We start from the raw sequence: 26,440 nt of genomic DNA, 5'->3' as shown, positions 1-26,440 counted from the left end.
TATGAGCACATTTTTAGAAAGTCTTAATTGGAGATATGCAACAAAAAAGTTTGATGCAACAAAAAAAATATCTGCTGCTGACTTAAATACTTTAAAAGAAGCGGTAAGATTGGCGGCTTCATCATACGGATTGCAACCATTTAAAGTAGTAGTTGTAGAAAATCCAGAAATTAGAGAAAAATTAAAAGCTGCGGCTTACGGACAAACTCAAATTACTGATGCTTCTCAATTATTCGTTTTTGCAAATGACTTAAACGCAGGACCAGAATCTGTAGCTGCTTACATTAAAAACATTAGCGAAACAAGAGGTGTTCCTACTGAAGCTTTAGGCGGATTTGAAGATATGATGAATAATGTAATTTCAAACTTATCTCAAGAAAATAAAAACATCTGGACAGCAAAACAAACTTATATTGCTTTAGGAACTTTATTGGCAGCTGCAGCAGAATTAAAAATTGATGCTACACCAATGGAAGGTTTCAATCCAGCTCAATTCAACGAAATTTTAGGTTTCGATAAATTAGGTCTAAATGCTTCAGTTATCGCAACTGTGGGTTACAGACATGATGAGGACGACGCTCAGCATTACAAAAAAGTTAGAAAATCTCAAGAAGAATTATTTATCACACTATAATTATTTATTAATCAAATTCAATTTTTACAACATGAAAAATTTAAAAACAATTGCAATAGCATTATTCGTAGCAGCAGCTGGTATCTCAGTAAACGCTCAAACTAAAAAAATCGACGTAAAAGCGTCTACTATCAAATGGGTAGGTAAAAAAGTAACTGGAGAGCACTCTGGAACTGTAAACTTCAAAGATGGAGCTGTAGTTTTAAAAGGAAATAAATTAGTTGGTGGTAGCTTTACTGTTGACATGACTTCATTAACTTCTACAGATTTAACTGGAGAATACCAAGGAAAATTAAACGGTCACTTAAAAGCTGACGATTTCTTCGGAACTGACAAATACCCAACTTCAAAATTAGTTATCAAAAAAATCGGTTCAAAATCTGCTGATGTTTACACTGCAACTGCAGACTTAACTATCAAAGGAATTACTAAACCAGTTACTTTTGATATCACTGTAAAAGGAAACACTGCTACAACTGCTTTCAAAGTTGACAGAACTAAATATGACATTAAATACGGTTCAGGTAGTTTCTTTGAAGGTTTAGGAGACAAAACTATCAATGACGAATTCGAATTGGCTGTATCTTTAAAATTCTAATTTTATAGACTTACTAATTCAAAAAATATAAGAAACCCCGACAGTATTTAAACTGTCGGGGTTTCTTTTTTATAAAAACTTTTCATAAGCTTAACATTCTTAATATTAAACTAACGCATTCGTAATAAACATCAGGACTTTGATTAACATAGGGCTTCTACTTTTGGGACAATTAAAAAAATCAAAAACTAGAAATCCAAATCATAGTTATGAAAACAAAATTACACATTGCTCTTATTACCCTCACTTTCAGCTTTTTTGTACACGCCCAACAACAACCAAAAGGAATAATTGGCACCAATAACTGGATGAACAACTGGACCAATTTTAATCCTGCAAAATCAGAATATAACGAAGCAACAAATATTATTGCTGGAACAATTGATAAAGATACAAGATTGGTAAAAAGAAATACTTATCAATTAGTTGGAGTTGTATATGTTACCAATAATGCTACTTTAACTATTGAACCTGGAACTGTTATTCGCGGAGACGACAAAACTTGCGGAACTCTTGTGATTACTAACGGAGCAAAAATTCTTGCAGAAGGTTTAGAAACAGATCCAATCGTATTTACTTCAAACAAAGAAAAAAACATCAGAAAGCCTGGAGATTGGGGTGGAATTATCGTTTTAGGAAAAGCGCCAATAAATGCTCTTGGTGGTGTGCACACTTTACCTTTTGATCTTGAAGCAAATTTAAATCACTATGGAGGTCAAGATGCAGAAGATAATTCTGGAATTTTAAAATATGTTCGCATCGAATATGCCGGAAGAAAACTAAGTTCTACTAAAGAATTAAACGGTCTTTCTTTGGCTGGAGTTGGAAGAAAAACACAATTAAGCAACATTCAAATTAGTTTTTCAAATGATGATTCTTTCGAATGTTATGGCGGAGATTTAAATATGACTAATTTAATTTCATACCGCACAACAGATGATGATTTTGATTTCACTCAAGGTGCTCAAATCAACATTTCTAACAGTATCGCAGTTCGTCATCCTTTTTCGTCTGACATTTCAGGATCAAGATGTTTTGAAGTAGATTCTTATGAAAAAGTTGCTACTACAGATATGACTAAAAAAATGACTAAAATAAACGCTACTAATATTACTTTGGTCAATTTAGAAGAAAACAATCAAGGTCTAGTTAGAGAATCTATTTTTGTGAGAGAAAATACATTTTTTAATTTAAGTAACAGTATTGTTTCTGGTTTTGCTCCATTCGTTTTACTTGAAGGAAACATTGGAAATGGAGATGTAAATCTTTCCAAAATGAGTTTCAAAAACACAATTGTAAATAATTGTAACGGCGGAATTACAAGCGAATCAGCAAGTAGTAATGATTCTATTCAGAATTATTACAACCCAAATTCTGGCTTAGAATACACAAAAATGAAAAATACAGAGTTGTTTGCAACGCCAAGCATTAAAGGAAACCCAGATTTTAGAGCTAGCACAAACAATACAATAGCAATTGGAAATTAAGGCTTTACAACAGCCTTAGTATTTAAAATTTAACAAATTTTCAGTTTTAGAAAAGTTTTTTTTTAATTTTTATATACTACAATTCAAATTACATTTATATATTTGTCACAACAAAAACAGATATGAAAACATTATTAAACAATTCTTGGTGGTGGAACAATTTACGTCAGACGTCGTGAACAAAGCTTCCTATGGTATTGTAAAACTATAAATATAAAAGGCTTGTCATCACGACAAGCCTTTTTTTTTGGTCGAAATTGAAATTAAAAAAATAACGAAACAACATAAAACTAAATATTTTGAAACCTTTTATTCTTAATACACATTACAAGCAAATTCTGGCAGATACGGTTACACCGGTGAGCATTTACTTTAAAATCAGAGATAAATTTCCGAACAGCTTATTATTGGAAAGTAGTGATTATCACGGAAATGACAACAGTTTCTCTTATATCTGCTGTAACCCAATTGCAACTATAAAAATCGAAAATGAAGTTATCTCAAAAACTTTTCCTGACGGAACTTCAGAGAAAATCAACATTGATGCTTCAACAAATATTCCGCAGGTAATTCAGGAATTTTCAAGTCAGTTTCAATCTGAAAAAAATGATTTCAAATTCATTAATAACGGTTTATTTGGATATATTTCTTATGATGCCGTTCGTTATTTTGAAAAAGTTTCAATTGCAAAAAAAGACAATGCTACTTCAATTCCAGATGTTTTTTATGCTGTTTATCAAAACATTATTGCAATTAACCATTTCAAAAATGAAGCTTACATTTTCTGCCACAGCGTTGATGGGAAAAACAATATTGCAGAAATTGAACAATTGCTTCAATCTAGAAATATTGCTTCATATAAATTCTCAAAAGAAGGTGAAGGTTTTTCAAATTTGACAGATGAAGAATTTAAAGAAAATGTAGCTTTAGCTAAAAAACATTGTTTTAGAGGTGATGTTTTTCAATTAGTATTATCTCGTCGTTTTACACAAGGTTTCAAAGGTGACGAATTTAATGTTTACAGAGCTTTAAGAAGTATTAATCCTTCTCCGTATTTATTCTTTTTTGATTATGGAGATTTCAAAATATTTGGTTCTTCGCCAGAAGCACAAATTATTGTAAAAGATAGAAAAGCAGAAATTCATCCAATCGCTGGAACTTTCAAAAGAACTGGAAATGATGAGCAAGATGCACTTTTAGCCAAAGAACTTTCTGAAGATAAAAAAGAAAATAGCGAACACGTTATGTTGGTCGATTTGGCAAGAAATGATTTAAGCCGAAATGGTCACGATGTAAATGTAGAGAAATATAGAGAAGTTCAGTTTTTCTCGCACGTAATTCACTTAGTTTCTAAAGTTACAGGACATTTGCATGATAAAGCTACAACGATGCAAGTTGTTGCAGATACTTTTCCTGCAGGAACTTTGAGCGGTGCGCCAAAACACAGAGCCATGCAATTGATTGAAGATTGCGAAAAAACAAATCGTAATTTTTATGGCGGTGCAATTGGTTTCATGGATTTCAATGGCAATTTTAATCATGCGATTATGATTAGAACTTTTCTTTCTAAAAATCATCAATTGCATTGTCAAGCTGGAGCCGGAATTGTTGCTAGTTCAGATGAAGAAAGCGAAATGCAGGAAGTTTATAACAAGTTAAGAGCTTTGAATACGGCTTTAGAAATTGCAGAGAAAATATAAGTTTTTTTTGTTTCAAGTTTCAAGTTTCAAGTTGTTGAAACGTAAAGCAAACCTGAAACCTGAAACCTGAAACCTGAAACCTGAAACCTGAAACTTGAAATCTGAAACTTGAAACCTGAAACAATTAACTAACAAATCACAAAACCCATGAAAAAAGCATTATCCATTTTAGTTTTAATCATTACAATGACATCTTGCAATTCTGAAAAGAAAAATCCGATTGAAGGAACCTGGCGTCTTATATCAGCTGAAACGACCGAGCGAGATTCCACTTTTTCAACTTTCAATCGACATAATAAAATGATTAAAATTATTAATGAGACCCATTTTGCTTTTTTAAATCATGATTTGAAAAATGGAAAAGACTCAACAACAGCATTATATTTTGCTGGAGGTGGAAAATATACTTTGAAAGACAGTATTTATACTGAAAATCTAGAGTTTTTTAACAACCGCGATTGGGAAGACAATAAGTTTGAGTTTGTAGTAAAAGTTCAAAATGACACCTTAATCCAAAAAGGTATTGAAAGAGTAGAAAAATTAGGAATAGATCGAATTATAGTTGAAAAATACGTTCGAGAAAAATAAAATTTAGTTGGCAGTCTCAGTCTCAGTTTTCAGTAAAAACTTAGAATCTCAGAACCTTAGCAACTTAGAACCTTAGAAAAATGAAAAAAATATTAGTTATAGACAATTACGATAGTTTCACTTACAATTTAGTGCACTATTTAGAAGATTTAAACTGTGAAGTTACCGTTTACAGAAACGACGAATTTGATATTGATGAAATTGCTTCTTTCGAAAAAATATTACTTTCTCCAGGACCAGGAATTCCAGATGAAGCAGGTTTATTAAAAGCAGTAATCGAAAAATATAGTCCAACAAAAAGCATTTTGGGAGTTTGTTTAGGACAACAAGCTATCGGAGAAGTTTTTGGCGGAACACTTTCTAACCTTGATAAAGTATATCACGGAGTGGCTACAAATGTAAAAACGGTGGTAGATGATGAAATTCTTTTTGATGGTTTAGGAAAAGAATTTGAAGTTGGAAGATACCATTCTTGGGTTGTAGATACAAATCTTCCTGACGAACTTGAAGCAACTTCTTTTGATGAAAACGGACAAGTAATGTCTTTAAGACATAAAAATTATGATGTTCGAGGCGTTCAATTTCACCCTGAAAGCGTATTGACTCCAAACGGAAAAAAAATGTTAGAGAATTGGGTAAAGAGTTAGTATACAGTCGCAGTAAAAAACTCAGAACCTTAGTCTCTTAGCAACTTAGAATCTTAAAAAAAATGAAAACTATATTAAACAAATTAATCAACCACGAAGTGCTTTCAAAAGAAGAAGCAAAACAAGTATTGATTAATATTTCGAGCGGACAATATAATCCGAGTCAGATTTCGGCATTTTTGACCGTATTTATGATGCGAAGCATAACAATCGATGAACTTTCTGGCTTTCGCGAAGCTTTATTAGAATTATGCATTCGTGTCGATTTATCAGCCTATAACACCATCGATTTATGTGGAACGGGTGGTGACGGAAAAGATACTTTCAATATTTCGACTTTAGCGTCATTTGTTTCTGCGGGAGCAGGAATTAAAATTGCAAAACACGGAAATTACGGAGTTTCATCTATTTCAGGATCAAGCAACGTAATGGAAAAAATGGGAATTAAATTCAGTAATGAACCTGACTTTTTAGAAAAATGTATCTATCAGGCTGGAGTTTGTGTTTTACACGCTCCCCTATTCCACCCAGCCATGAAAAATGTTGGTCCAATCAGAAAAGAATTGGCGGTAAAAACATTCTTTAATATGTTGGGGCCCATGGTAAATCCTTCGTTTCCACAAAATCAATTGGTTGGGGTTTTCAACTTAGAATTAGCGAGAATGTACGCTTATTTATACCAAAATACAGATGTGAATTTCACGATTTTACATTCGCTTGACGGATATGATGAAATTTCATTAACTGGCCCGACAAAAACAATTTCTAATCATATGGAAGGAATGTTAAATCCGGAAGATTTTGGCGTTAATCTTTTATCACAAACTGAAATTGAAGGTGGAAAAACAATTGAAGAATCAGCTGAAATCTTCACCAACATCATTTCAGGAAAAGGAAACGAAGCTCAAAATAATGTAGTCTGCGCCAATGCTGCAATGGCAATTGCAACAGTTACAAAATGTTCTCCAAAAGAAGGTTTTGAATTAGCGAAAGAAAGTCTTCTATCTGGAAAAGGATTAAAGGCTTTACAAAAACTACAAGAATTAAGCAGATAAATAAATTGTTTCAAGTTTCAGGTTTAAAGTTTCAAGTTGTTGGAGCGAACCTGAAACTTGAAACCTGAAACAACATCAAAATGAATATCCTAGATAAAATAATAATAGACAAAAAAAGAGAAGTTATTCTGAAGAAATCAATCATTCCGGTTTCTCAGTTGGAAGCTTCTGTGTTTTTTGGAAAACAAACTATTTCTCTTAGTCAGAAATTAAAAGAAAGCAATTCTGGAATTATTGCAGAACACAAGCGCCGTTCTCCTTCAAAATCCATCATCAACAATAATTTTACAGTTGAAGAAGTAGTAAAAGGTTACGAAAATGCTGGCGCTTGTGGAATCTCAGTTTTAACCGATGGAAAATATTTCGGAGGATCTTTAGACGATTTATTATTAGCAAGAGCTTCGGTAAATATTCCGCTTCTGCGAAAAGAATTTATTGTAGACGAATATCAAATTTTAGAAGCCAAAGCACACGGAGCTGATTTAATTTTATTAATCGCGGCAGTTTTAACTCGTGAAGAAATAAAATCTTTATCTGAATTTGCTAAAAATTTAGGTTTAGAAGTTTTATTGGAAGTGCATAATCAAGAAGAATTAGAAAAATCGATTATGCCAAGTTTAGACATGATTGGCGTAAACAACAGAAACCTGAAAACATTCGAAGTGAGTCTGGATTTCAGTAAAGAACTAGCATCACAAATCCCGAATGATTTTGTGAAAGTTTCTGAAAGTGGAATTTCTTCTGTAGAAGCTATTCAAGAATTAAAACCTTACGGTTACAAAGGTTTCTTAATTGGAGAAAACTTCATGAAAACCGACAACGCAGGACAAGCCGCAACGGAATTTATTAATCAGCTATAGGCTTTAAGCTGTAAGCAATAAGCCTTCTTAACATTACTAATTTAGCCTAAAGCCTAAAGCTTAAAGCTTAAAGCATTTAAAAAAATGAAACTTAAAATATGCGGTATGAAATATCCTGAAAACATTCTAGAAGTAGGCGCACTTTTGCCTGACTATATGGGATTTATTTTCTGGGAAAAATCCGCGCGATATTTTGATGGGATAATTCCTGAACTTATAAAAACAGTCAAAAAAGTAGGTGTTTTTGTAGATCAGAGTCAGGACGAAATTCTGGAGAAAGTCGCAAAATACAATTTACAAGCCGTTCAATTACATGGAAATGAATCCGTTGAATTTTTATCAGAACTAAAAGAACAATTGCCTAAAAAAGTCGAAATTATAAAAGTGTTTTCAGCCGATGAACATTTTGATTTTGAAATTATAAAGCCTTTTGAGCCTGTCAGCGATTATTTTTTATTTGACACCAAAGGAAAATTACCAGGCGGAAACGGAACAACTTTCGACTGGACGATATTAAAAAAATACAATTCCAAGAAACCTTTCTTTTTAAGCGGAGGAATTGGAATGAAAGAATTAAAAGCTATTGAAGAAATTTCAAAAACCAATTTACCAATTTACGCTGTCGATGTAAATAGTAAATTTGAAATTGAACCAGGGCTAAAAAACAGAAATTTATTTAGCAATTTCAAACGCAAATTTGATGTTGCCAACTTTTAAAATTTAAAAAAATGAGTTTTAACGTTAATGAAAAAGGATATTACGGGGAATTTGGCGGAGCTTATATTCCAGAAATGTTATATCCAAATGTAGAAGAACTACGCCAGAAATACTTAAGCATTATGGACGAACCTGATTTTAAAGCAGAGTTCAATCAATTACTTAAAGATTATGTAGGACGCCCTAGCCCATTGTATTTTGCAAAACGTTTGTCTGAAAAATACAATACCAAAGTTTATCTAAAAAGAGAAGATCTAAATCATACTGGAGCTCATAAAGTAAACAATACAATCGGGCAGATTTTATTGGCAAAACGTTTAGGCAAAAAAAGAATTATTGCAGAAACTGGCGCTGGTCAACATGGTGTAGCAACAGCAACGGTTTGTGCTTTAATGGGAATTGAATGTATCGTTTATATGGGCGAAATCGACATTGCGCGTCAAGCTCCCAACGTGGCTCGTATGAAAATGTTAGGTGCCGAAGTTCGTCCGGCTCTTTCGGGATCAAGAACTTTAAAAGATGCTACAAACGAAGCAATTCGTGACTGGATCAATAATCCTGTAGATACGCATTACATTATCGGATCGGCAATTGGACCGCATCCTTATCCGGATATGGTAACTCGTTTTCAGAGTATTATTTCAGAAGAAATCAAATGGCAATTGAAAGAAAAAGAAGGTCGTCAAAATCCTGATTACGTTGTAGCTTGTATCGGTGGAGGAAGCAATGCAGCTGGAACTTATTATCATTTCTTGCACGAACCAAAAGTTGGAATTATTGCCGTTGAAGCAGCTGGAAAAGGTGTTGATAGCGGTCATAGCGCAGCAACAAGTAAATTAGGAAAAGTTGGAGTTATTCACGGTTGTAAAACACTTTTAATGCAAACGCCAGACGGACAAATTACAGAACCGTATTCTATTTCAGCTGGTTTGGATTATCCTGGAGTTGGACCTTTACATGCGCATTTAGCTCAAAGCGGACGCGGAGAATTTTTCTCTGTAACCGATGATGATGCCATGAATGCAGGTTTACAATTGACAAAATTAGAAGGAATTATTCCTGCCATCGAAAGTGCTCACGCATTTGCGGTTTTAGATCAGAAAAAATTTAAACCGACTGATGTTGTTGTAATAAGCCTTTCTGGTCGAGGTGATAAAGATTTAGATAATTATATTGATTATTTTAAATTGTAATAAAAGTTATACTTTTGAATAATCTACTTGTAACAAACAAAGTTTATTCAAAACCAAACTAATAATGAGAAAATAGTAATTATGGAAAAGTTATTCTCTTACGGAACATTGCGATCAAAACAAATTCAAATGCAGATTTTTAATAAAGTTTTGAACGGAACTCCAGATCAAATTCTGGGTTTTAAACTTAAAAGTTTACAAATCGAAGAAGAATTTGGAATGGCAGATTATGTTGTTGCGGTTCCAAGCGAAAATTTGGAAGATATTATACATGGTGTTGTTTTTGACGTTTCTAATGCAGAATTATTGAAGGTTGACCAATTCGAATCTAATTCATACAAAAGAGTTCAGGTTAAATTAAAATCTGGAATACTGGCGTGGGTTTATACAGAAAATAAATAATCAAAAAATGATTTTAGCTGCGGCGCAAACAAAACCTAAACGAGGAGACATATCTTCTAATTTATTAAATCATTATCAACTTATCGAATTGGCTGCTCAAAATGGCGCCAATTTGATAGTTTTTCCAGAATTATCTATTACGGGTTACGAAAGAGAAAATGCTGCATCGTTGGCTTTTACAGAAGATGATTATAGAATTGATCACCTAAAAGAATTAGCTGTTAGAAATAATATTATCATTATTGCTGGTGCGCCAATTCAAAAGGAATCTCAACTATTTATTGGCGAATTTATAATTTCTCCAGATAATTCGGTTTCGATTTACACCAAACAATTTTTGCATGAAGGAGAAGATGAATTCTTTGAATCTTCATTCGAAAACAATCCGATGGTTCGAATTGAAAATCAGAATATTTCTTTTGCCATTTGTGCCGATATTGACAATCCGTTACATCCAGAAAATGCTAAAAAGAAAGATACGGATATTTATATTGCGAGTATTTTCTTTTCGCCAAACGGAATTCCGAATGCGTATAGAAATTTGCAGAATTATGCTCAAAAACACGAAATGAATGTTTTAATGTCCAATTTTAGTGGAGAATCTTGGGGTTCGCCTTCAGCTGGTCAAAGTGCCTTTTGGAATAATAAAGGCGAATTAGTTGGACAGATGAACGATTCAGATTCGGGATTATTATTAGTTGAAAAACAAAATGATAGTTGGACAACTAGAATCATTTTCGATTAGCAGAATTTCCTGCAAGGTTTTCAAAACCTTGTAGGTCTAAAAACAATTAAACAAAAATACCTACAAGGTTTTGAAAACCTTTCAGGAGAAAAACATACTAAAAATGAACAGAATAACTCAAAAATTACAAGAAGATAAAAAGATCCTTTCGATCTATTTTTCTGCTGGATATCCAAGTTTAAACGATACTGTGCAGATTATTCAGGATTTAGAAAAAAACGGAGTTGATTTAATTGAAATCGGTCTTCCTTTTAGCGATCCTTTGGCTGATGGGCCAACAATTCAGGCGAGTTCTACACAAGCTCTTCATAACGGAATGACAACTCAAATTCTTTTTGACCAACTGAAAAACATCCGCGAAAGCGTAAAAATTCCATTAATTATTATGGGATATTTTAATCCGATGTTACAATATGGCGTTGAAGCTTTCTGTAAAAAATGTGCAGAAATTGGAATTGATGGTTTAATTATTCCAGATCTTCCAGTTGATGTTTATGCTGATGAATATAAAGCGATTTTCGAAAAATATGGTTTGATTAATGTGTTTTTAATTACACCTCAAACTTCAGAGGAAAGAATTCGTTTTATCGACAGCGTTTCAAACGGATTCATTTATATGGTAAGTTCTGCGAGTGTTACGGGATCACAATCTGGATTTGGAAATACTCAAGAAACCTATTTTGAAAGAATTGCCGAAATGAATTTGAAAAACCCTCAAATCGTTGGTTTCGGAATTTCGAATAAAGAAACTTTCAATCAGGCTACTAAATATGCTAAAGGTGCTATTATTGGAAGTGCTTTTATTAAACATTTAAGCGAAAGCGGAAGTGGAAAAATTGAAGAGTTTGTTGGAGAAATTCGATAAATACATCTTTCATGACAAAGAAAACTAAACGGCTGATAAACTCAATTATTGGAGGATTATTTTCCACATTATTTTTCTTTCTAGCTTATATAGGTAACGAAAAAAGAAACATTGACTTATCGAAACAAGATCAATTTGAAAGTATAATAATCGATAAAGGAATCGATATTCATTATGGAAGAAAAGGTCAAAAATCAGATGTATTTTTTATATCTCTAAAAAATCTAGATGAAGATTTAGGTGTATATAGAATGTCTAAAGACTATAATGATTTACTGCAAAAAATAAATATTGGAGACAAGGTTAAGGTGTATTATCAAGCAAATTCTAATGAAGATGAAAATATAAATATTGATCTAATTCAACTTGAGAAAGATGGAAAGATTATAATTAATAAAAGTGAATACGAGCAGAAAGAAGGCAGTCTTTTATATATTGGATTAATTGCTGGTTTTTTTATTCTTTATCTCTCATATCGAAATTACAAAAGATAATCTGAGAGCGCCAAAATTTGATAAAAGCTGAAATACCAAAGTATTTCAGCTTTTTTATTTTAACCAGTAAAGCATAATTTAACATAAATTACCGAAACCGTTTTATGTTAATATTATGTTAAAATAAAATTAAACAAGTGTTTAAATTAAACAAGTGTTTAATTTTGTATCCGATTAGAAACAATACCATGTCACAGATTGAATTGAACGACAAAAAAATTCAGATTCTAAACGTCGCTGAAAAGCTGTTTTCTGAGAAAGGATTTGAGGGTACATCTATACGGGACATTTCAAAAGAGGCAAAAATCAATATTGCCATGGTTTCGTATTATTTTGGTTCAAAAGAAAGACTACTTGAAGCTCTGATTTTTTACAAAACTGTTGATTTAAAACTACAGCTCGAAAATTTATTACAAGAAAATCTTCAACCTCTTGAAAAAGTCAATAAATTAATCGAAATTTACGTGAACAGAATTTGCCTTAACAAAGGGATTTACAGGGTTTTACATTTTGAACTATACAATAAGAAAAGAGAAAAAAGCCTTGAAGCTTTTACTGAACTTAAAAAAGGAAATTTAAAATCGGTAGAAAGCATTATTAAGCAAGGTCAGACTCAGGGAGTTTTTAGAAAAGATATTAATATCCAACTGATTACACCAACAATTATTGGAACCTTTTTTCACTTTCATATGAATCGCTCTTTCTTCGAGGAATTATTGGATTTAAAAACAGAAGAAATGTTTAACAATTACATTAAAAACGATCTTACAAAGCACATTCAACAAACTATAAAAGCGCTACTTGTTTATGAAAATTAGTCAATTAATGCTCTTTGGAGTTTTCTTTATCGGAATATCTTCAATGGAAGCACAAGAAAAAACAAGTTTAACTTTAGATGAAGCCGTAAAAATGGCTTGGGAAAAGAGTAACGAGGTTACACTTGCCAACACTAAGGTAAACACCAAAAAACACGAGTTAACAGCCGTAAAAAACAATCAGTATCCTGATCTTAAAATTTCTGGACAATATCAGCGACTTACAAAAGCTTCGATTGATATGCACAATGAAGGAGAAAGTGCTGCTACTCTAGCATCTCCAGACCGCGCTATGTTAGGAATGGCAAACTTAAGTTTACCAATTTTTGCCGGATTTAAAATCCAAAGCAGTATTGATGCTTACGATAATTTATACGAAGCTGAAACTGCAAATGCAGCAAAAACAAAAGAAGATGTAGCTCTAAAAGTAATTACTTATTACACTGCATTATACAAAGCGCAAAAAACTTTAGATGTTCTAAATGAAAATCAGAAAAGTGCTAAACAGCGTGTAACAGATTTTACAGAATTAGAAAAAAACGGAATTATTCCGAGAAATGATTTGTTGAAAGCGCAATTGTTAGTTTCAAAAACTCAATTATCTATTGATGAAGCAACTAACAATTTAAACAACATTAATTTTTATTTGACAACTTTATTGAAATTAGCTCCTGAAACAAAACTTCAGGTAAATGAAGATGATTTCTTTAATTTGAAAACAAATAATGCACCAACAACAGATGCATTGGCATTAGAAAGCAGAAAAGATTTGGAAGCGATTCGTTTACAATCTAAAGCTTCTGAGGCAAATGTTAAGATTGCAAAAGCGGGTTATTACCCAACCCTTTCTTTACTTGGAGGTTATACTGCTTTAGATCTTAAAGACATTATTACTGTAAAATATGCTATGAATTTTGGTTTAGGTCTTTCTTATGACTTATCTGGAATTCTAAAAAATAGTGCTCACGTAAAAGAAGCTGAAAGTAGAGCTCTAGAAGTAAAAAACACAGAAGCTATTATGACAGACCGCATTAAAGTTGAAGTTCAGAAATCTCTTGAAGATTATGACTTGGCAATTAATCAAAGCGTGGTTTATGAAGAAGCACTTCAACAAGCAGCTGAAAACTACAGACTTGTTAAAGACAAATTCGACAATGGATTAGCAGATACCAATGATTTGGTTGAAGCAGATGTTGAGCAATTAAGTGCTAAAATAAATACAGCGGTTGCAAAAGCAACAATCATTCAAAAATATTACGAATTACTTTCAGTATCAGGACAATTATCACAATCATTCAATCTTTCTAAAATATAATCGATAGCTCTCATGGAAAAGAAAAAGACAAATAAAAAATTCATCATCATATTAACCGTAATGGTTTTATTGGGAGGAACTTACGGAATTTCTAAATATCTACACTCTCAAGCACACGAAGAAACTGATGATGCTCAAATTGAGAAAAGAATGAATCCGATTATCCCGAGAGTTTCTGGATATATCAGCAAAGTTTATGTGAAAGATAATGATTATGTAAAAAAGGGAGATACTTTATTTACTATCGATAAGAGAGATTATCAATTGAAGATTGATGAAGCTAATGCTGCATTATTAGGAGCTGAAGGCCAGTTTGAAGCTGCAAAAGCTGATATTGGAAGTGCTTACGCAAGTATTTCAGTATCTGATGCTCAAATGAGATCTGCAAGCGGTTCTATTGAAAGTGCTAAAATTAGATTGAGACAGCTTACAAACGATTATAATCGTTACAACAACTTGTATAAAACACATACAATTACTAAACAACAGTATGAGCAGGCTTTAACAGCAAAAGAAGAAGCTGAAAATCAAGTGCGTGTTTTAGAACAACAGCAAAAAGCGACTTCTTACCAAAAATCGGTTATCCAATCAAAATCTAAAGTTTCTGACAAACAAACTGAAGTTGCTGCAGCAAACATCAAAAAAGCAAAAACTATGCTTGACGTTGCTCACCTAAATCTTTCTTACACTGTGGTTACTGCTGCAATTGATGGCCAGGTTTCTAAAGTAGATATTCAGCCAGGTCAATTGGTTCAGCCAGGTCAATCATTATTCTACATCATCAACAATAATGAAGCTTGGGTTGTAGCTAACTTTAAAGAAACACAATTGAACAAAATGGTTGTGGGACAAAAAGTAGGTTTAAAAGTTGATGCTTATCCTAATTACGAATTTCAAGGAACTGTATCATCTTTCTCTCCTGCAACAGGATCTCGTTTTTCTTTATTGCCTCCTGACAATGCAACAGGAAACTTCGTAAAAACAATTCAGAGATTACCAGTAAAAATTACAATTGACGCATCTAACGATCCTGAAAAAGTAAAACTTTTGAGACCAGGGATGAATGTTGATGTAGATGTACATTTGAAATAAAATAAATGGCAGCAGCAGTACAAGATGACGATTTAGTAGAATACGGTTTCAGACGTGTTATCATTACGATTACGGCAGTACTTTGTGCATTGCTAGAAATTGTAGATACGACGATTGTAAACGTAGCACTAACGGACATGCGAGGAAGTCTTGGGGCAACCCTGACTGACGTTGCATGGGTAATTACAGCATACGCAATTGCGAATGTTATTGTAATTCCGATGACGAGCTGGCTATCGCAGCAATTTGGACGACGTAATTACTTTGTGGCTTCCATTATAATATTTACAGTCTGTTCTTTTTTGTGTGGTAATGCCACCAATATTTGGGAACTTGTAGCCTTCCGATTCGTACAAGGTATGGGTGGTGGAGCGCTACTGGTAACAGCCCAAACGATTATCACAGAAAGTTACCCTGTAGCAAAACGTGGAATGGCTCAGGCTATTTACGGAATGGGGGTAATTGTTGGTCCAACTCTTGGTCCACCTTTGGGAGGATATTTAGTTGACAATTATTCTTGGCCTTATATATTTTACATCAATATTCCATTAGGAATTATTGCAACCATTTTGGCTTTAACTTTTGTTAGAAGCCCTAAATATGGAGAGAAATTAAAAGCTAATCAGGTTGACTGGTGGGGAATCATTTTATTGAGTGCCTTTATTGGATCTTTACAATTCGTTTTAGAACACGGTCAGCAAGACGACTGGTTTAATGACTCTCTTATTGTAACACTAAGTGTCGTAACTGTTTTAGGATTGGTTTTATTTATATGGAGAGAGCTTACCTATAAATATCCAATTGTAAATTTAAGTGTATTGAAAGACGGAAATTTAAGAATTGGAACTGTAATGTGTTTTATTCTTGGTTTTGGTTTATACGGTTCAACTTTAATTATCCCGATTTACACGCAATCTATTTTAGGATGGACAGCAACTGATGCCGGATTATTATTAATTCCGGGATCTATCACAACGGCGATTATGATGCCTTTTGTAGGTAATATGATTCAGAAAGGTGTTCCGCAAGCTTATATGGTGGGAGTTGGATTTTTAGTTTTCTTCTTCTTTACCTTTATGATGTATTCAAGAATGACGCCTGATACTGGGGTTGAACATATGTATTGGCCTTTAATATTGAGAGGAATTGGTTTAGGATTACTTTTCGTTCCTATTACAACTCTTTCGCTTTCGACTTTAAAAGGAAAACAAATTGGTGAAGGAGCAGCATTTACTGGAATGATGCGTCAGTTAGGTGGATCTTTTGGTATTGCAATTATTACCACTTTCATCACCCGTTTTAGTCAATCTCACAGAGTTGATTTAATTAAAAATTTAGATCCAGCAAAGTTTGATGTACAACAACGTATTGCAGGAATGCAACATGCTTTTATGGCAAAAGGATATAGCTCAGATGTTGCTTTGAAAAAAGCATATCAAGCCATAGAATATTCAATAATGAAACAAAGTACCGTAATGGCCTACATGGATATCTTTATGTATCTAGGTATTATGTTTTTATGCTGTATACCGATTATTCTCTTTATCAAAAAAGGGAAGAACAAAATTAATGCAGCCGACGCAATGCATTAATAATAATAATTTTATAATACGCAGAAACGCCGAATTCATCATTTAGAATTCGGCGTTTATTTTTTTTGTTTAATCGCAAAGGACGCAAAGAATTTTAATTCCGTGAATCGTTAAAACGCAAAGTTCGCAAAGCTTTGTGTAAAACCTTTGCGAACTTTGCGTAAACCTTGCGTCTTTGCGTAAACCTTGCGTCTTTGCGCTTAAAAAACTTAGTCCCTTAGCATCTTAGAACCTTAGTACCTTTACAAAATCTATCTTGTAAAAACCAAATGATTTCCTTTAGAAAGATTCGCATCAAACTGATATCCTTCATAATTAAAACCTTTTAAGTCATCAATCGTTTCTGCATTAGTATCTATAATATAACGAACCATCATACCTCTCGCCTTTTTAGCAAAGAAACTGATCATTTTTAATTTTCCGTCTTTGTAATCTTTAAAATCTGGCGTAATTACAGGAACTTTTAAAGCTTTTACATCTACAGCAGAAAAATATTCGTTACTCGCTAAATTCACAAATAATTCATCTTTTTTCAATTCTTTGTTTAAAGCTTTTGTAACGGTTGGTTTCCAGAATTCGTGCAGGTTTTTAGATTCTCCAACTGGCATTTTAGTTCCCATTTCTAAACGATACGCCTGCATTAAATCAAGAGGTTTTAAAAGTCCGTAAAGACCAGATAGAATTCTCAATTTATCCTGCAAAACATCTAATTTTTCTAACGGAATGGTATAAGCGTCTAAACCTGTATAGACATCGCCATCAAAAGTATAAACTGCCGGACGTGCATTTTCTGGTGTAAAAGGTGTTTTCCAGTCTTGATTTCTTTTCCAGTTTAAATCGGCTAGTTTGTCTGAGATCGACATTAGTTCTGATAATTCAGCTGGCTTTTTTGTTTTTACTACTTTATGAACCACTCTCGCTTCTTTCAAAAGTGAAGGTTCAGTATATTGTGGAGTTGGTAATTCTTTTTCGAAATTCAATGATTTCGCTGGAGATATAACAATTTTCATGTGTGCTTTTTTCTATGATTCAAAAATACAAATTGCAATTTTAAAAACTGATTATTGTAATTGATTTGTTTTATTGTGGTATATTTTTTTTAGCCACGAATTCACGAATTTATTTTTTACAATCTTTGAGTTTATTTTCTACATAAATTAGGGTAATGAATTACACGATTTTTTTTTAATTAATTAAAAATAATTCGTGAATTCGTGGCGGAAAAATTTTAGATCATGTAAAAATTCATGAATTTATTTTTTAAAATCTAACTATAATTTCGAATGAATTCGAGTAATTCATTATCCCGTTTTTTAAATCAATTAAAAATAATTTGTGAATTCGTGGCGGAAAATTTATATCAATTCGCATAGTACACCACCAATGATTTTTATTTCCATAAAATTCAATTGAAAAATTGTGAATTTATTCAAAAAAGTGACCGATAGATTATAATAGGCATTTTCTATGTTGTAAATTTGCAACCATAAAATTCCAAAAACATTTTCAATACAAAAATTGAAAGTTGTATTCTAAATAATAGCCAAAAATTCACGAATTAACTTTTTAAAAATTAATTAGAAAAAATCGTGAATTCGTGGCGGAAAAATTTAGATCATGACAAAAATATTGTATCAGCAGGAAAGTTATCAAATAATGGGAATTTTATTCGATGTTCATAGAAATTTAGGTGGAGGTTTTTCTGAAATTGTTTATAAAGATGCTTTAGAATATGAATTTAAGAAAGCCAATATTCCATTTGAAAGAGAAAAAGAATATTTGGTAAATTATAAAGACATAATATTGGATCACAGATTTTACGCTGATTTTGTTTTGTTTGATCAAATTATACTTGAAATAAAATCAAGTGATTTTTTGCATCCAAAATATATTTCACAATGTCTTAATTATCTAAAAGTTTCCAAAAATAAATTAGCAATTTTGGCAAACTTTAATTCAACCTCACTTGAACATAAACGTATTATTTTATAAAAATTAGTGAATTCGTGGCGATACAAACAAACTATAAAACTGCTTTACAAAACAAAATCTTCGATATCATTTCGAAAGCTTCTCAAGAATTAAAAGTTGACTCTTATGTGATCGGCGGATTTGTTCGTGATTTGCTTTTAAATCGAGGTTCTAAAAAAGATATTGATGTAGTTGCTGTTGGTAGCGGAATTGAATTGGCGCTTAAAGTTTCTGATTTACTACCGAACAAACCAAAAGTTCAGGTTTTTAAAACTTACGGAACAGCCATGCTACGTTTTGAAGACACGGATATCGAATTTGTTGGCGCTCGTAAAGAATCTTACACTCGTGACAGCCGAAATCCAATTGTAGAAAACGGAACTTTACAAGATGATCAAAATCGTCGTGATTTTACGATCAATGCACTGGCTTTATCATTAAACTCAACTAATTTTGGTGATCTTTTAGATCCATTTGACGGATTAACTGATTTAGAGAATAAAACAATCAAAACGCCTTTGGATCCAGATATTACGTATTCTGATGATCCTTTGCGAATGCTTCGTGCGATTCGTTTTGCTACACAATTGAATTTCGAAATTGAAGAAAATTCTCTGAATGCCATTACAAAAAATGCAGAGCGCATCAAGATTATTTCTGGCGAAAGAATTGTAGACGAATTGAACAAAATTCTTTCTACACCAAAACCTTCTACAGGATTCTTGCTTTTATACAAAACCGGACTTCTAGATTTAATCTTACCTGAATTAACCGCTTTGAATCAGGTGGAAGAAATTGAAGGTCATACACATAAAAACAACTTCTATCATACGCTTGAAGTTGTCGATAATATTTGTCCAAATACAGATGATGTTTGGTTACGATGGGCAGCATTATTGCACGATATCGGGAAAGCGCCAACAAAACGTTTCACTAAAAAACAAGGATGGACTTTTCACGGACATGAATTTTTAGGTGGAAAAATGGCAAAGAAAATCTTCGAACGTTTGCATATGCCTTTGAACCATAAAATGAAATTCGTACAGAAAATGGTCATTATGAGTTCGCGTCCGATTGTTTTGGCACAGGATATTGTGACTGACAGCGCAGTTCGTCGTTTGGTTTTTGATGCCGGCGAAGATGTAGAAGATTTAATGACTTTATGTGAAGCTGACATCACAACTAAAAACCCTGCAAAATTCAAGAAATATCATAAGAATTTTGAAGTTGTCCGCAAAAAAATTGTCGAGGTTGAAGAACGCGATCATGTACGTAATTTCCAGCCACCAATTACAGGAGAAGAAATTATGGAAATGTTTGATTTGAAACCTTCACGAGAAATCGGAATTTTAAAAGAAGCTGTAAAAGAAGCTATTTTGGAAGGAGATATCCCAAATGAATATCAGGCCGCTTATGATTTTGTGATTAAAAGAGCTGCGAAGTTAAATCTAACTCTTAAGAAATGAGAGATGTTATAGTTGTGATTTATTGGATTTTAATTGCATTCATTATAATACATCCAAACTATATGTTTTATAAAAAACTGAAAAATATTGCAACAAAATCTTTTATCCATAAATTAATATTTTTCTTAATGAGTATCTTTTTGCTTTTTATATATATGTGTTTTTTTTTGTTGATATTAATAAATCCATATATTAACCAAATACTGGGCTTCAAAATTGATCCCGAAGCTTATTCTGGAAGAATTATTTATGCAAGTTTGACCTTCCCTGTTGCTTATTTAACAAATATATCTATTGCAAAATTCTATATAAAAAGAATTTCCAAAACAAAAAACAAAAACGAAATCGAATTAATCGGAAAAGAATGAAAAAAGAGAATAAATCAGTAATCATTTGGTTACTATCGGGTTGTGTTTTATTATTTTTAATGGTTGTTGTAGGCGGAATTACTCGTCTAACCAATTCAGGTTTATCAATGACCGACTGGCATTTGGTAACTGACACATTTCCACCTTTAACAGAAGCCAAATGGCAGGCCGCTTTTGATGAATATAAAAAGTTTCCTGAATACCAAAAAATCAATATTCACAACGATTTCCAATTAGCCGATTATAAATTCATTTACTTCTGGGAATGGTTTCACCGTTTTATTGGTCGTATCATCGGATTGGTTTTCTTTGTGCCATTTGTTTACTTTTTAGCTAAAAAGAAATTAGATACACCAACCATTAAAAAATGCGTAGTTCTTTTGGCAATGGGAGGTTTCCAAGGATTTTTGGGTTGGTTTATGGTTCGTAGCGGATTAATCGACAATCCAGATGTAAGCCATTTTAGACTTTCTTTACACCTAACTTTTGCGTTTATCACATTTGCTTATACGCTTTGGGTAGCTTTAGATTTAATTTATCCTGAAAGGAATATCAATAAAATATTACCGCTTCGAAAAATTGCTCGTTTTGCTTTAGTAGCATTATTAATTCAGATTATTTATGGTGGTTTTGTTGCTGGACTAAATGCGGGATTAATTCACAATCACTGGCCTTTAATGAGCGATGGAGAATTTATTCATGAATCTGTTTTTATTGAGCAATCGTCTTTAATCAAAAATTTAATTGAAGGAAAAAGTGGTGTTCAGTTTGTACATAGAACTTTTGCCTACGTTGTTGTAGCGATTATTCTTTTTCTTTTCTTTAAAAGCAAAAAATATACACTTACAAGAACTCAAGCAAACGGAATAAACACTTTAGTTGTTTTTGTATTCATTCAATTTTTACTGGGAGTTTTTACTTTATTGTACAGCGTTCCTTTGGCTTTAGGTTTAATTCACCAGATTATGGCATTTTTCCTTTTAAGCGCCATGACATTTACATTACATAGATTGAGTAAATAAAAAAGAAATCAAATAGAAAAGAGCTTCAATATGAGGCTCTTTTTTTACATAAACACAAGATAATTCTCTCAAAAACACTATCTTGCATCATTAATGATTAACTAAATAATTATTAGATGAAAAAAATTTTCGCTGTTTTAACTGTATTTTTTACTTGTTTTATTTCTGGACAGACAAAAGACAATCCATTAGTTATTTTAGATTCAAAAAGTATTGGCTATATGGATCAAAATAAACTTAAGCATATTGATCCAAATGATATGCAGTTATTTATCTATAAAGGAACTCGAAGCGAGATTTTAGAAAAATTCGGCTCAAATTCAGGCGTGGTTATCTTTGCTACCAATAAATATATTTTGGAAACATTTTATAAAGATAACATCGAAAATTCTTCATTGAAAAAAGAAATTCCAACAGTTGATCGTTTATCTAAAATTGGTGTTATAGGAAGTAAAGCTGAAGTTAAAAATTTGCCTTATGCTGAACTTGTTAGATACATCAAAACCACTCCAAATAATGATGATGTACTTAAAATAACATCAATTGCTTTTATAGAGCCTTCTGTTGCGGTAAAAATGAATCCCGATTGGAAATTTGGAGCGATAGAAATTATGTCAACTCAGGATAGATAATTATCCTAGCCAAGCTTTAAAATCCTGCACTTTTTCACGACTTACAATTACCTCATCCTCTTTGTAACTTGGTAAAATTACTTTTAAACGTGAATTAGTGTAAACCTGAATTTCTTTAATCGCTTTTAGCGGAACAATAAATTTTCTGCTTACGCGAAAGAAATCCTTCTTGTCTAATTCTTGTTCTAAGATTTCTAAAGTCGAATCGATTAAGTAATCTCGATTATCGTATGTATGAATGTAAGTTCCTTTGTTTTCACTAAAAAAACATTCAATTTCTTCTGTAGTAATAACTTTTAGATGCTGACCAATTTTGACCGTAAATCTCTTTTTATATGATTTTTCGAAAGGATTTGAAAGCATCTGTCGAATCTGTTCAAAATCTAATTGCAGATTTGAAGTTTCTGCCGTTTTTGGAATTCGAGTTTTAAATTTAGAAACAGCGACTTCCAGATCATCTTCGTCAATTGGCTTTAATAAATAATCAATACTATTTAATTTAAACGCTTTTAAGGCATATTCATCGTACGCTGTTGTAAAAATGATAGCACTTTTGATTTCGATTTTCTCAAAAATTTCAAAAGACAAACCGTCAGATAGCTGAATATCCAGAAAAATTAAATCCGGATGTGGATTATTTTCAAACCATTGAACTGATTCTTCAACCGAATGAAGCATTGTTTCTACAGTTACCTCTAACTTTTCAAGTTTTCTTTGCAACAATCTCGCTGCCGGTTTTTCGTCTTCTATAATTAATGTGATCATTTACTATACTATGAAATTTGAAAGAATATTTAGGTCAAAGTTACTCCCATTTATTTTTATTTGAAGCGTCTCTATCCATGTATTTTTGAATTTTTCTTTGTTCCCAATCTGAGTTAAAGAACCATTCAGAAGCAAAAACAGACAATCCGTGCGCTACTAGACCAATTCCCCAAAAGAATGCTGTAGAATAAGTATGCCATTCGTATAAACTGCTGAAATCGATTCCGCTTCCTAAATGATTTCTACTTAAACTTGATACAATAATAATCATATTTACAATGAAATACACTTTTAAATGTGAATAAAAGCCTTTAATTTTTTTTACTTTTCTATATGCCGCATTGTAGTTTTCATCGTTAGTGTATTCTCCCGAATGTTGCTTAGCATATTCTTCGTACATCTCTCTTCTAAAACGTCCCATAACTATATTTTTATTTTAATAAATTATTTCCACTTGTTTTTGTTCTCTTTTTCTTTCTCCATAAATTCTTGGATTTTTCTTTCTTCCCACTCTTTACCCATTCCTGGGAAAACTTCGAAAACTTTTAATCCGTGAAAGATAACTCCAACTCCCCACCATAAAAGTGGCCAAAAAAACCATAAGTATTGTGGTGATGTATATAAATTGATAAAGATTAAAATTGCGTTTACCAGTATATAAGAAACTAGATTTCCATAAAATCCTTTGATATTTTCGACTTTCTTTTTAGCCGCAATATATCTTTCCTCTTCGCTTAAATTCCTTTCCATTACTATTCCCATTTTTGTTTTTTATATTTTTTTTCTAAAATGCTTTTCAGTTTTCGTTGTTCCCATTGTCTGCCAAAAATTTTATACGAAGCAAACATATCAATTGCAGAACCCAATATTACGGCCGACCAAATAATCATAACCACCCAATTGATATATTTAATTGGAAAAAATTGCAGTGGCAAATCGGTATATTCTTTAAGAAGAAATACAATCATCGAGATAACATAAACAAATAAATGATTGTAAAAAGACTTTAGCTGTGTTACCTTCTTACTTGCCATTTCTTTCAAAATAGCTTGTTCCTGATTATTACTCAAATTTGTTTCCATGATTACTTTCAAGTCTTCGTTTATTTTCTTTTTCTAGAAGTTCTTGTATTTTCTTATCCTCCCATTTTCTATTAAAAAAAGGCGGATATTCAAAAGCTTTCAATCCGTGTAAAACTATCGCAATTCCCCATCCCATCACCGACCAAATCCACCACAAATATTCTGGAGAAGTCATATAATTAACAATAATTACAATTGGGTTGCATAAAACATATACGGTAAGATGCTCATAAAACCCTCTTATTTCTTTTACTTTTTTCTGAGCATCATAATAACGGTCTGCTTCAGTAAAATCTTTTTCAGTCATTATTTCCATGTTTTTTGTTTATTATCTCTTTCTAAAATCTCTCTTATTTTACGTTCTTCCCAGTCTGAACTGTATCCAAAAACTTTGAAAGCATGCATAACTACGCCAAACCCCCATCCTAAAGCAGAGAACCAAAACCATTGAAATCCTGGCGAAAATCTTAAATTGATAAATACTAAAAACGGAATCACACAACAGTATGCAATAATATTTCCATAAAACCCTTTTAGTTCTTCAACTCTTTTTTTGGCTCTATAATAAGCTTTTGCTTCATCTGTATATTCTGTACTCATTTCCATAACTGTAATTTGTTTGGTTAAAATTGGAATTCTAACTGTGAAATTCTTTTCGTCCTGATCAATTTTTACTCTTCTGTCAGTTACAATTCCGTATCGGTTTACAATATTTTGCAATCCAACACCTTGTCTGTCTTGCAAAACTTCTTTTTTCTGAAGATCATTTTGAATTGCTAAATAATCTCCGTCAATGAATATTCTAATATGTAATGGCTTCTGTTCGCTTACAATATTGTGTTTCACTGTATTCTCTAACAAAAGCTGTAAAGAAAGCGGAACTACTTTTGCTTCTGGATTGGTGTTTTCTGTTGGCAATTCGTAAAACAAACTATTTTCGAAACGCATTTTAAGCAGATTCATGTAAGTTTTTGCGAATGATAATTCATCTTCAACAGAAACCAATTCTTTGTCTTTTTGTTCTAACACATATCTATAAATTTTAGATAAAGAAGTGGTAAAACGTTGCGCATTATCTGGATTTTCTTCAATCAATGAACTTAAAACATTCAAGCTATTAAAAAGAAAATGCGGGTCAATCTGGTTTTTTAAACTTTCAAATTTTGCACTTGCTGTTCCGGCTATGATTTTTTGTTGTGTGATTTCAACTTTCGAAGCTTTTTTCCATTTTACCATGAAACTTCTGGCTTGCAAAAAAGTCGAAACTCCTAAGGATAAAATGATATAAAAAAGATGTACCCATATCATTCTTGCTCCAAAAAACACCTCTAAACTCACATCTTGCAATACCACAAAAATGAAATAGTTTATGGCTAGTACTACAGGAACGGTGTACAAAACAGTTACCAGAATTCCGTAATAAACTCGGAGATTCGTTTGTTCTAGCCAATCCCATTTTCTATCTAAAAGCACATTTAGGAAACCGTTTCCAAAACCTAATCCGAAAGAATAAATACAGCTTATGAAAAAAGTCAAAAGAACATTTCTAACATTTAAATCGTCTCCTAAAGAAGCTGAAAATATTACAGCAAAGATCATAGAAATCTTCAAACAGACTATTGTTCCACTTTTCAGATCTGTAAATATTCTTCCATCTTCTTTCATTTTATACTGCTTAAATTAATTTATTACTTACAAGTTTTTTGGATTTCCAAAGCTCTTTCTAATCCCCATTTTGGAGAAAAAGGAGTTGCTGGCTTAAAAGTATTAAAAAGTTCAATAGATTTATCAACTTGCGCACATAAAGGTTTTGTATCAACTCCTGTCCATTTTGCGCCTCCTAACTGGTAATCTGCTTCTCCAAAAACAGCTCTCGGATTGTTTGGATCTAACGCTTTAGCTTTCGCGTAAGCTTCCATTACTTTTGCAGAATATTTCATTCCGTTTGTCATTGGATCAGCTACAACGTATCCAGTGTAGATTAAAGCCTGCATTACATATAATTCTGAATTGCTTTGGTCTTTTATCAATTCTACGTCTAAAGCATCTTGAGCTTTTGTTAACAACAAAGCAATTTTTGTTTTGTCTTTTTCTGTAAATACTGCCGTAGTATTAATCAAAGCGACGTAATAATTTGGCAAGTAACTGTTTTTTTCAGCGGCAGCAATTCTTTCAAATAATTGAGAAGCTTCTGTATTTTTTCCTTCTTTCCAAAGCCCAAAAGCTTTTGTCATTCCTTGCTCAAATTGTGTTTGTGCAGATAATAAACTGCAAACAAATAATGTAATAACGGTGATAATTTTGGTCATGATTTCTTTTTTTTAAAGTTTCTAAG

Annotated in this window: 31 protein-coding genes; 23 read left to right on the top strand and 8 right to left on the bottom strand. The window is 32.3% G+C overall.

What is annotated here, in order from left to right; translation table 11 throughout:
- The first annotated feature begins 1 nt into the window (after position 1).
- The 18 genes from HNP35_RS07800 to HNP35_RS07715 all read left to right on the top strand — a co-directional run bounded on the left by HNP35_RS07800 (position 2) and on the right by HNP35_RS07715 (position 16,799).
- Positions 2-634, top strand: coding sequence for an NAD(P)H-dependent oxidoreductase (locus tag HNP35_RS07800; RefSeq protein ID WP_184160070.1), 633 nt, complete (start codon positions 2-4; stop codon positions 632-634).
- A 31-nt stretch (positions 635-665) separates the two neighbouring features.
- Positions 666-1,232, top strand: coding sequence for a YceI family protein (locus HNP35_RS07795; protein WP_184160068.1), 567 nt, complete (start codon positions 666-668; stop codon positions 1,230-1,232).
- A gap of 209 nt (positions 1,233-1,441) precedes the next feature.
- Positions 1,442-2,719, top strand: coding sequence for a hypothetical protein (locus HNP35_RS07790; protein WP_184160066.1), 1,278 nt, complete (start codon positions 1,442-1,444; stop codon positions 2,717-2,719).
- A gap of 299 nt (positions 2,720-3,018) precedes the next feature.
- Positions 3,019-4,419 (top strand): anthranilate synthase component I family protein, encoded by a 1,401-nt coding sequence (locus HNP35_RS07785; RefSeq protein ID WP_184160064.1) that lies wholly within the window; start codon positions 3,019-3,021, stop codon positions 4,417-4,419.
- Positions 4,420-4,566: 147 nt separating this feature from the next.
- The gene (locus HNP35_RS07780; protein ID WP_184160062.1) at positions 4,567-5,007 is read left to right on the top strand and encodes a hypothetical protein; all 441 of its coding nucleotides are present in this window, start codon (positions 4,567-4,569) and stop codon (positions 5,005-5,007) included.
- Positions 5,008-5,087: 80 nt separating this feature from the next.
- Complete coding sequence (locus HNP35_RS07775) at positions 5,088-5,654, top strand: anthranilate synthase component II (RefSeq protein WP_184160060.1); 567 nt, start codon at positions 5,088-5,090, stop codon at positions 5,652-5,654.
- 62 nt (positions 5,655-5,716) lie between these two features.
- Positions 5,717-6,709, top strand: coding sequence for an anthranilate phosphoribosyltransferase (gene trpD, locus HNP35_RS07770; RefSeq protein ID WP_184160058.1), 993 nt, complete (start codon positions 5,717-5,719; stop codon positions 6,707-6,709).
- Positions 6,710-6,789: 80 nt separating this feature from the next.
- Entirely contained in the window at positions 6,790-7,569 is a 780-nt protein-coding gene (gene trpC, locus HNP35_RS07765) for an indole-3-glycerol phosphate synthase TrpC (RefSeq protein WP_184160056.1), read from the top strand.
- Between the two features lie 84 nt (positions 7,570-7,653).
- Positions 7,654-8,286: a phosphoribosylanthranilate isomerase gene (locus tag HNP35_RS07760; RefSeq protein ID WP_184160054.1), complete on the top strand. Its 633-nt coding sequence runs from the start codon at positions 7,654-7,656 to the stop codon at positions 8,284-8,286.
- An 11-nt stretch (positions 8,287-8,297) separates the two neighbouring features.
- Positions 8,298-9,479, top strand: a complete 1,182-nt coding sequence (gene trpB, locus HNP35_RS07755; protein WP_184160052.1) for a tryptophan synthase subunit beta — start codon at positions 8,298-8,300, stop codon at positions 9,477-9,479.
- A gap of 81 nt (positions 9,480-9,560) precedes the next feature.
- Positions 9,561-9,881: a gamma-glutamylcyclotransferase family protein gene (locus HNP35_RS07750; RefSeq protein WP_184160050.1), complete on the top strand. Its 321-nt coding sequence runs from the start codon at positions 9,561-9,563 to the stop codon at positions 9,879-9,881.
- A gap of 7 nt (positions 9,882-9,888) precedes the next feature.
- Entirely contained in the window at positions 9,889-10,626 is a 738-nt protein-coding gene (locus HNP35_RS07745) for a carbon-nitrogen hydrolase family protein (RefSeq protein WP_184160048.1), read from the top strand.
- A gap of 103 nt (positions 10,627-10,729) precedes the next feature.
- On the top strand, positions 10,730-11,491 hold the full coding sequence (trpA, locus tag HNP35_RS07740; RefSeq protein ID WP_184160046.1) for a tryptophan synthase subunit alpha: 762 nt from the start codon (positions 10,730-10,732) through the stop codon (positions 11,489-11,491).
- A gap of 11 nt (positions 11,492-11,502) precedes the next feature.
- Positions 11,503-11,985, top strand: coding sequence for a hypothetical protein (locus tag HNP35_RS07735; RefSeq protein WP_184160044.1), 483 nt, complete (start codon positions 11,503-11,505; stop codon positions 11,983-11,985).
- Positions 11,986-12,173: 188 nt separating this feature from the next.
- A complete protein-coding gene (locus tag HNP35_RS07730; protein WP_184160042.1) occupies positions 12,174-12,803 on the top strand; it encodes a TetR/AcrR family transcriptional regulator in 630 nt (209 codons plus the stop codon).
- Entirely contained in the window at positions 12,793-14,115 is a 1,323-nt protein-coding gene (locus HNP35_RS07725) for a TolC family protein (RefSeq protein ID WP_184160040.1), read from the top strand. The genes HNP35_RS07730 and HNP35_RS07725 overlap by 11 nt, the downstream gene beginning before the upstream one ends.
- A gap of 12 nt (positions 14,116-14,127) precedes the next feature.
- A complete protein-coding gene (locus HNP35_RS07720) occupies positions 14,128-15,207 on the top strand; it encodes an HlyD family secretion protein (protein ID WP_184160038.1) in 1,080 nt (359 codons plus the stop codon).
- Positions 15,208-15,212: 5 nt separating this feature from the next.
- Entirely contained in the window at positions 15,213-16,799 is a 1,587-nt protein-coding gene (locus HNP35_RS07715) for an MDR family MFS transporter (RefSeq protein ID WP_184160036.1), read from the top strand.
- Between the two features lie 251 nt (positions 16,800-17,050).
- On the opposite strand, the gene yaaA is transcribed toward HNP35_RS07715, so the two are convergent.
- The gene (gene yaaA / locus HNP35_RS07710; protein ID WP_184160034.1) at positions 17,051-17,809 is read right to left on the bottom strand and encodes a peroxide stress protein YaaA; all 759 of its coding nucleotides are present in this window, start codon (positions 17,807-17,809) and stop codon (positions 17,051-17,053) included.
- Positions 17,810-18,416: 607 nt separating this feature from the next.
- On the opposite strand from yaaA, the gene HNP35_RS07705 reads away from it, so the two are divergent.
- The 5 genes from HNP35_RS07705 (at position 18,417) to HNP35_RS07685 (ending at position 22,258) form a co-directional block, all read left to right on the top strand.
- Positions 18,417-18,791 carry a GxxExxY protein gene (locus tag HNP35_RS07705; protein ID WP_184160032.1) on the top strand — a complete coding sequence of 125 codons (375 nt, stop codon included), beginning with the start codon at positions 18,417-18,419 and terminating at the stop codon, positions 18,789-18,791.
- Between the two features lie 14 nt (positions 18,792-18,805).
- Positions 18,806-20,236, top strand: coding sequence for a CCA tRNA nucleotidyltransferase (locus HNP35_RS07700; protein ID WP_184160030.1), 1,431 nt, complete (start codon positions 18,806-18,808; stop codon positions 20,234-20,236).
- Positions 20,233-20,604, top strand: coding sequence for a hypothetical protein (locus tag HNP35_RS07695; RefSeq protein WP_184160028.1), 372 nt, complete (start codon positions 20,233-20,235; stop codon positions 20,602-20,604). The genes HNP35_RS07700 and HNP35_RS07695 overlap by 4 nt, the downstream gene beginning before the upstream one ends.
- A complete protein-coding gene (locus HNP35_RS07690) occupies positions 20,601-21,626 on the top strand; it encodes a COX15/CtaA family protein (protein ID WP_184160026.1) in 1,026 nt (341 codons plus the stop codon). The genes HNP35_RS07695 and HNP35_RS07690 overlap by 4 nt, the downstream gene beginning before the upstream one ends.
- Positions 21,627-21,742: 116 nt before the next feature.
- Positions 21,743-22,258 carry a hypothetical protein gene (locus HNP35_RS07685; protein WP_184160024.1) on the top strand — a complete coding sequence of 172 codons (516 nt, stop codon included), beginning with the start codon at positions 21,743-21,745 and terminating at the stop codon, positions 22,256-22,258.
- Here the strand turns inward: HNP35_RS07685 and HNP35_RS07680 are convergent, their stop codons facing one another.
- From HNP35_RS07680 to HNP35_RS07650, 7 genes are read right to left on the bottom strand one after another with little or no spacing between them, the layout of a single operon-like run.
- Positions 22,259-23,023 carry a LytR/AlgR family response regulator transcription factor gene (locus HNP35_RS07680; RefSeq protein WP_184160022.1) on the bottom strand — a complete coding sequence of 255 codons (765 nt, stop codon included), beginning with the start codon at positions 23,021-23,023 and terminating at the stop codon, positions 22,259-22,261.
- 40 nt (positions 23,024-23,063) lie between these two features.
- Entirely contained in the window at positions 23,064-23,444 is a 381-nt protein-coding gene (locus tag HNP35_RS07675; protein WP_184160020.1) for a 2TM domain-containing protein, read from the bottom strand.
- Positions 23,445-23,467: 23 nt separating this feature from the next.
- Positions 23,468-23,773 (bottom strand): 2TM domain-containing protein, encoded by a 306-nt coding sequence (locus HNP35_RS07670; RefSeq protein WP_246453392.1) that lies wholly within the window; start codon positions 23,771-23,773, stop codon positions 23,468-23,470.
- 2 nt (positions 23,774-23,775) lie between these two features.
- Complete coding sequence (locus tag HNP35_RS07665; protein ID WP_184160016.1) at positions 23,776-24,105, bottom strand: 2TM domain-containing protein; 330 nt, start codon at positions 24,103-24,105, stop codon at positions 23,776-23,778.
- Entirely contained in the window at positions 24,086-24,412 is a 327-nt protein-coding gene (locus HNP35_RS07660; protein WP_184161204.1) for a 2TM domain-containing protein, read from the bottom strand. The genes HNP35_RS07665 and HNP35_RS07660 overlap by 20 nt, the downstream gene beginning before the upstream one ends.
- Entirely contained in the window at positions 24,412-25,770 is a 1,359-nt protein-coding gene (locus tag HNP35_RS07655) for a 2TM domain-containing protein (RefSeq protein WP_184160014.1), read from the bottom strand. The genes HNP35_RS07660 and HNP35_RS07655 overlap by 1 nt, the downstream gene beginning before the upstream one ends.
- A 23-nt stretch (positions 25,771-25,793) precedes the next feature.
- A complete protein-coding gene (locus HNP35_RS07650) occupies positions 25,794-26,414 on the bottom strand; it encodes a hypothetical protein (protein ID WP_184160012.1) in 621 nt (206 codons plus the stop codon).
- Positions 26,415-26,440 lie beyond the last annotated feature (26 nt).

Source organism: Flavobacterium notoginsengisoli, from assembly GCF_014207905.1.
Classification (GTDB): Bacteria; Bacteroidota; Bacteroidia; order Flavobacteriales; family Flavobacteriaceae; genus Flavobacterium; species Flavobacterium notoginsengisoli_A.
The sequence above is the reverse complement of the archived record's forward strand: the minus strand, read 5'-3'. Positions and strand labels throughout refer to the sequence as shown.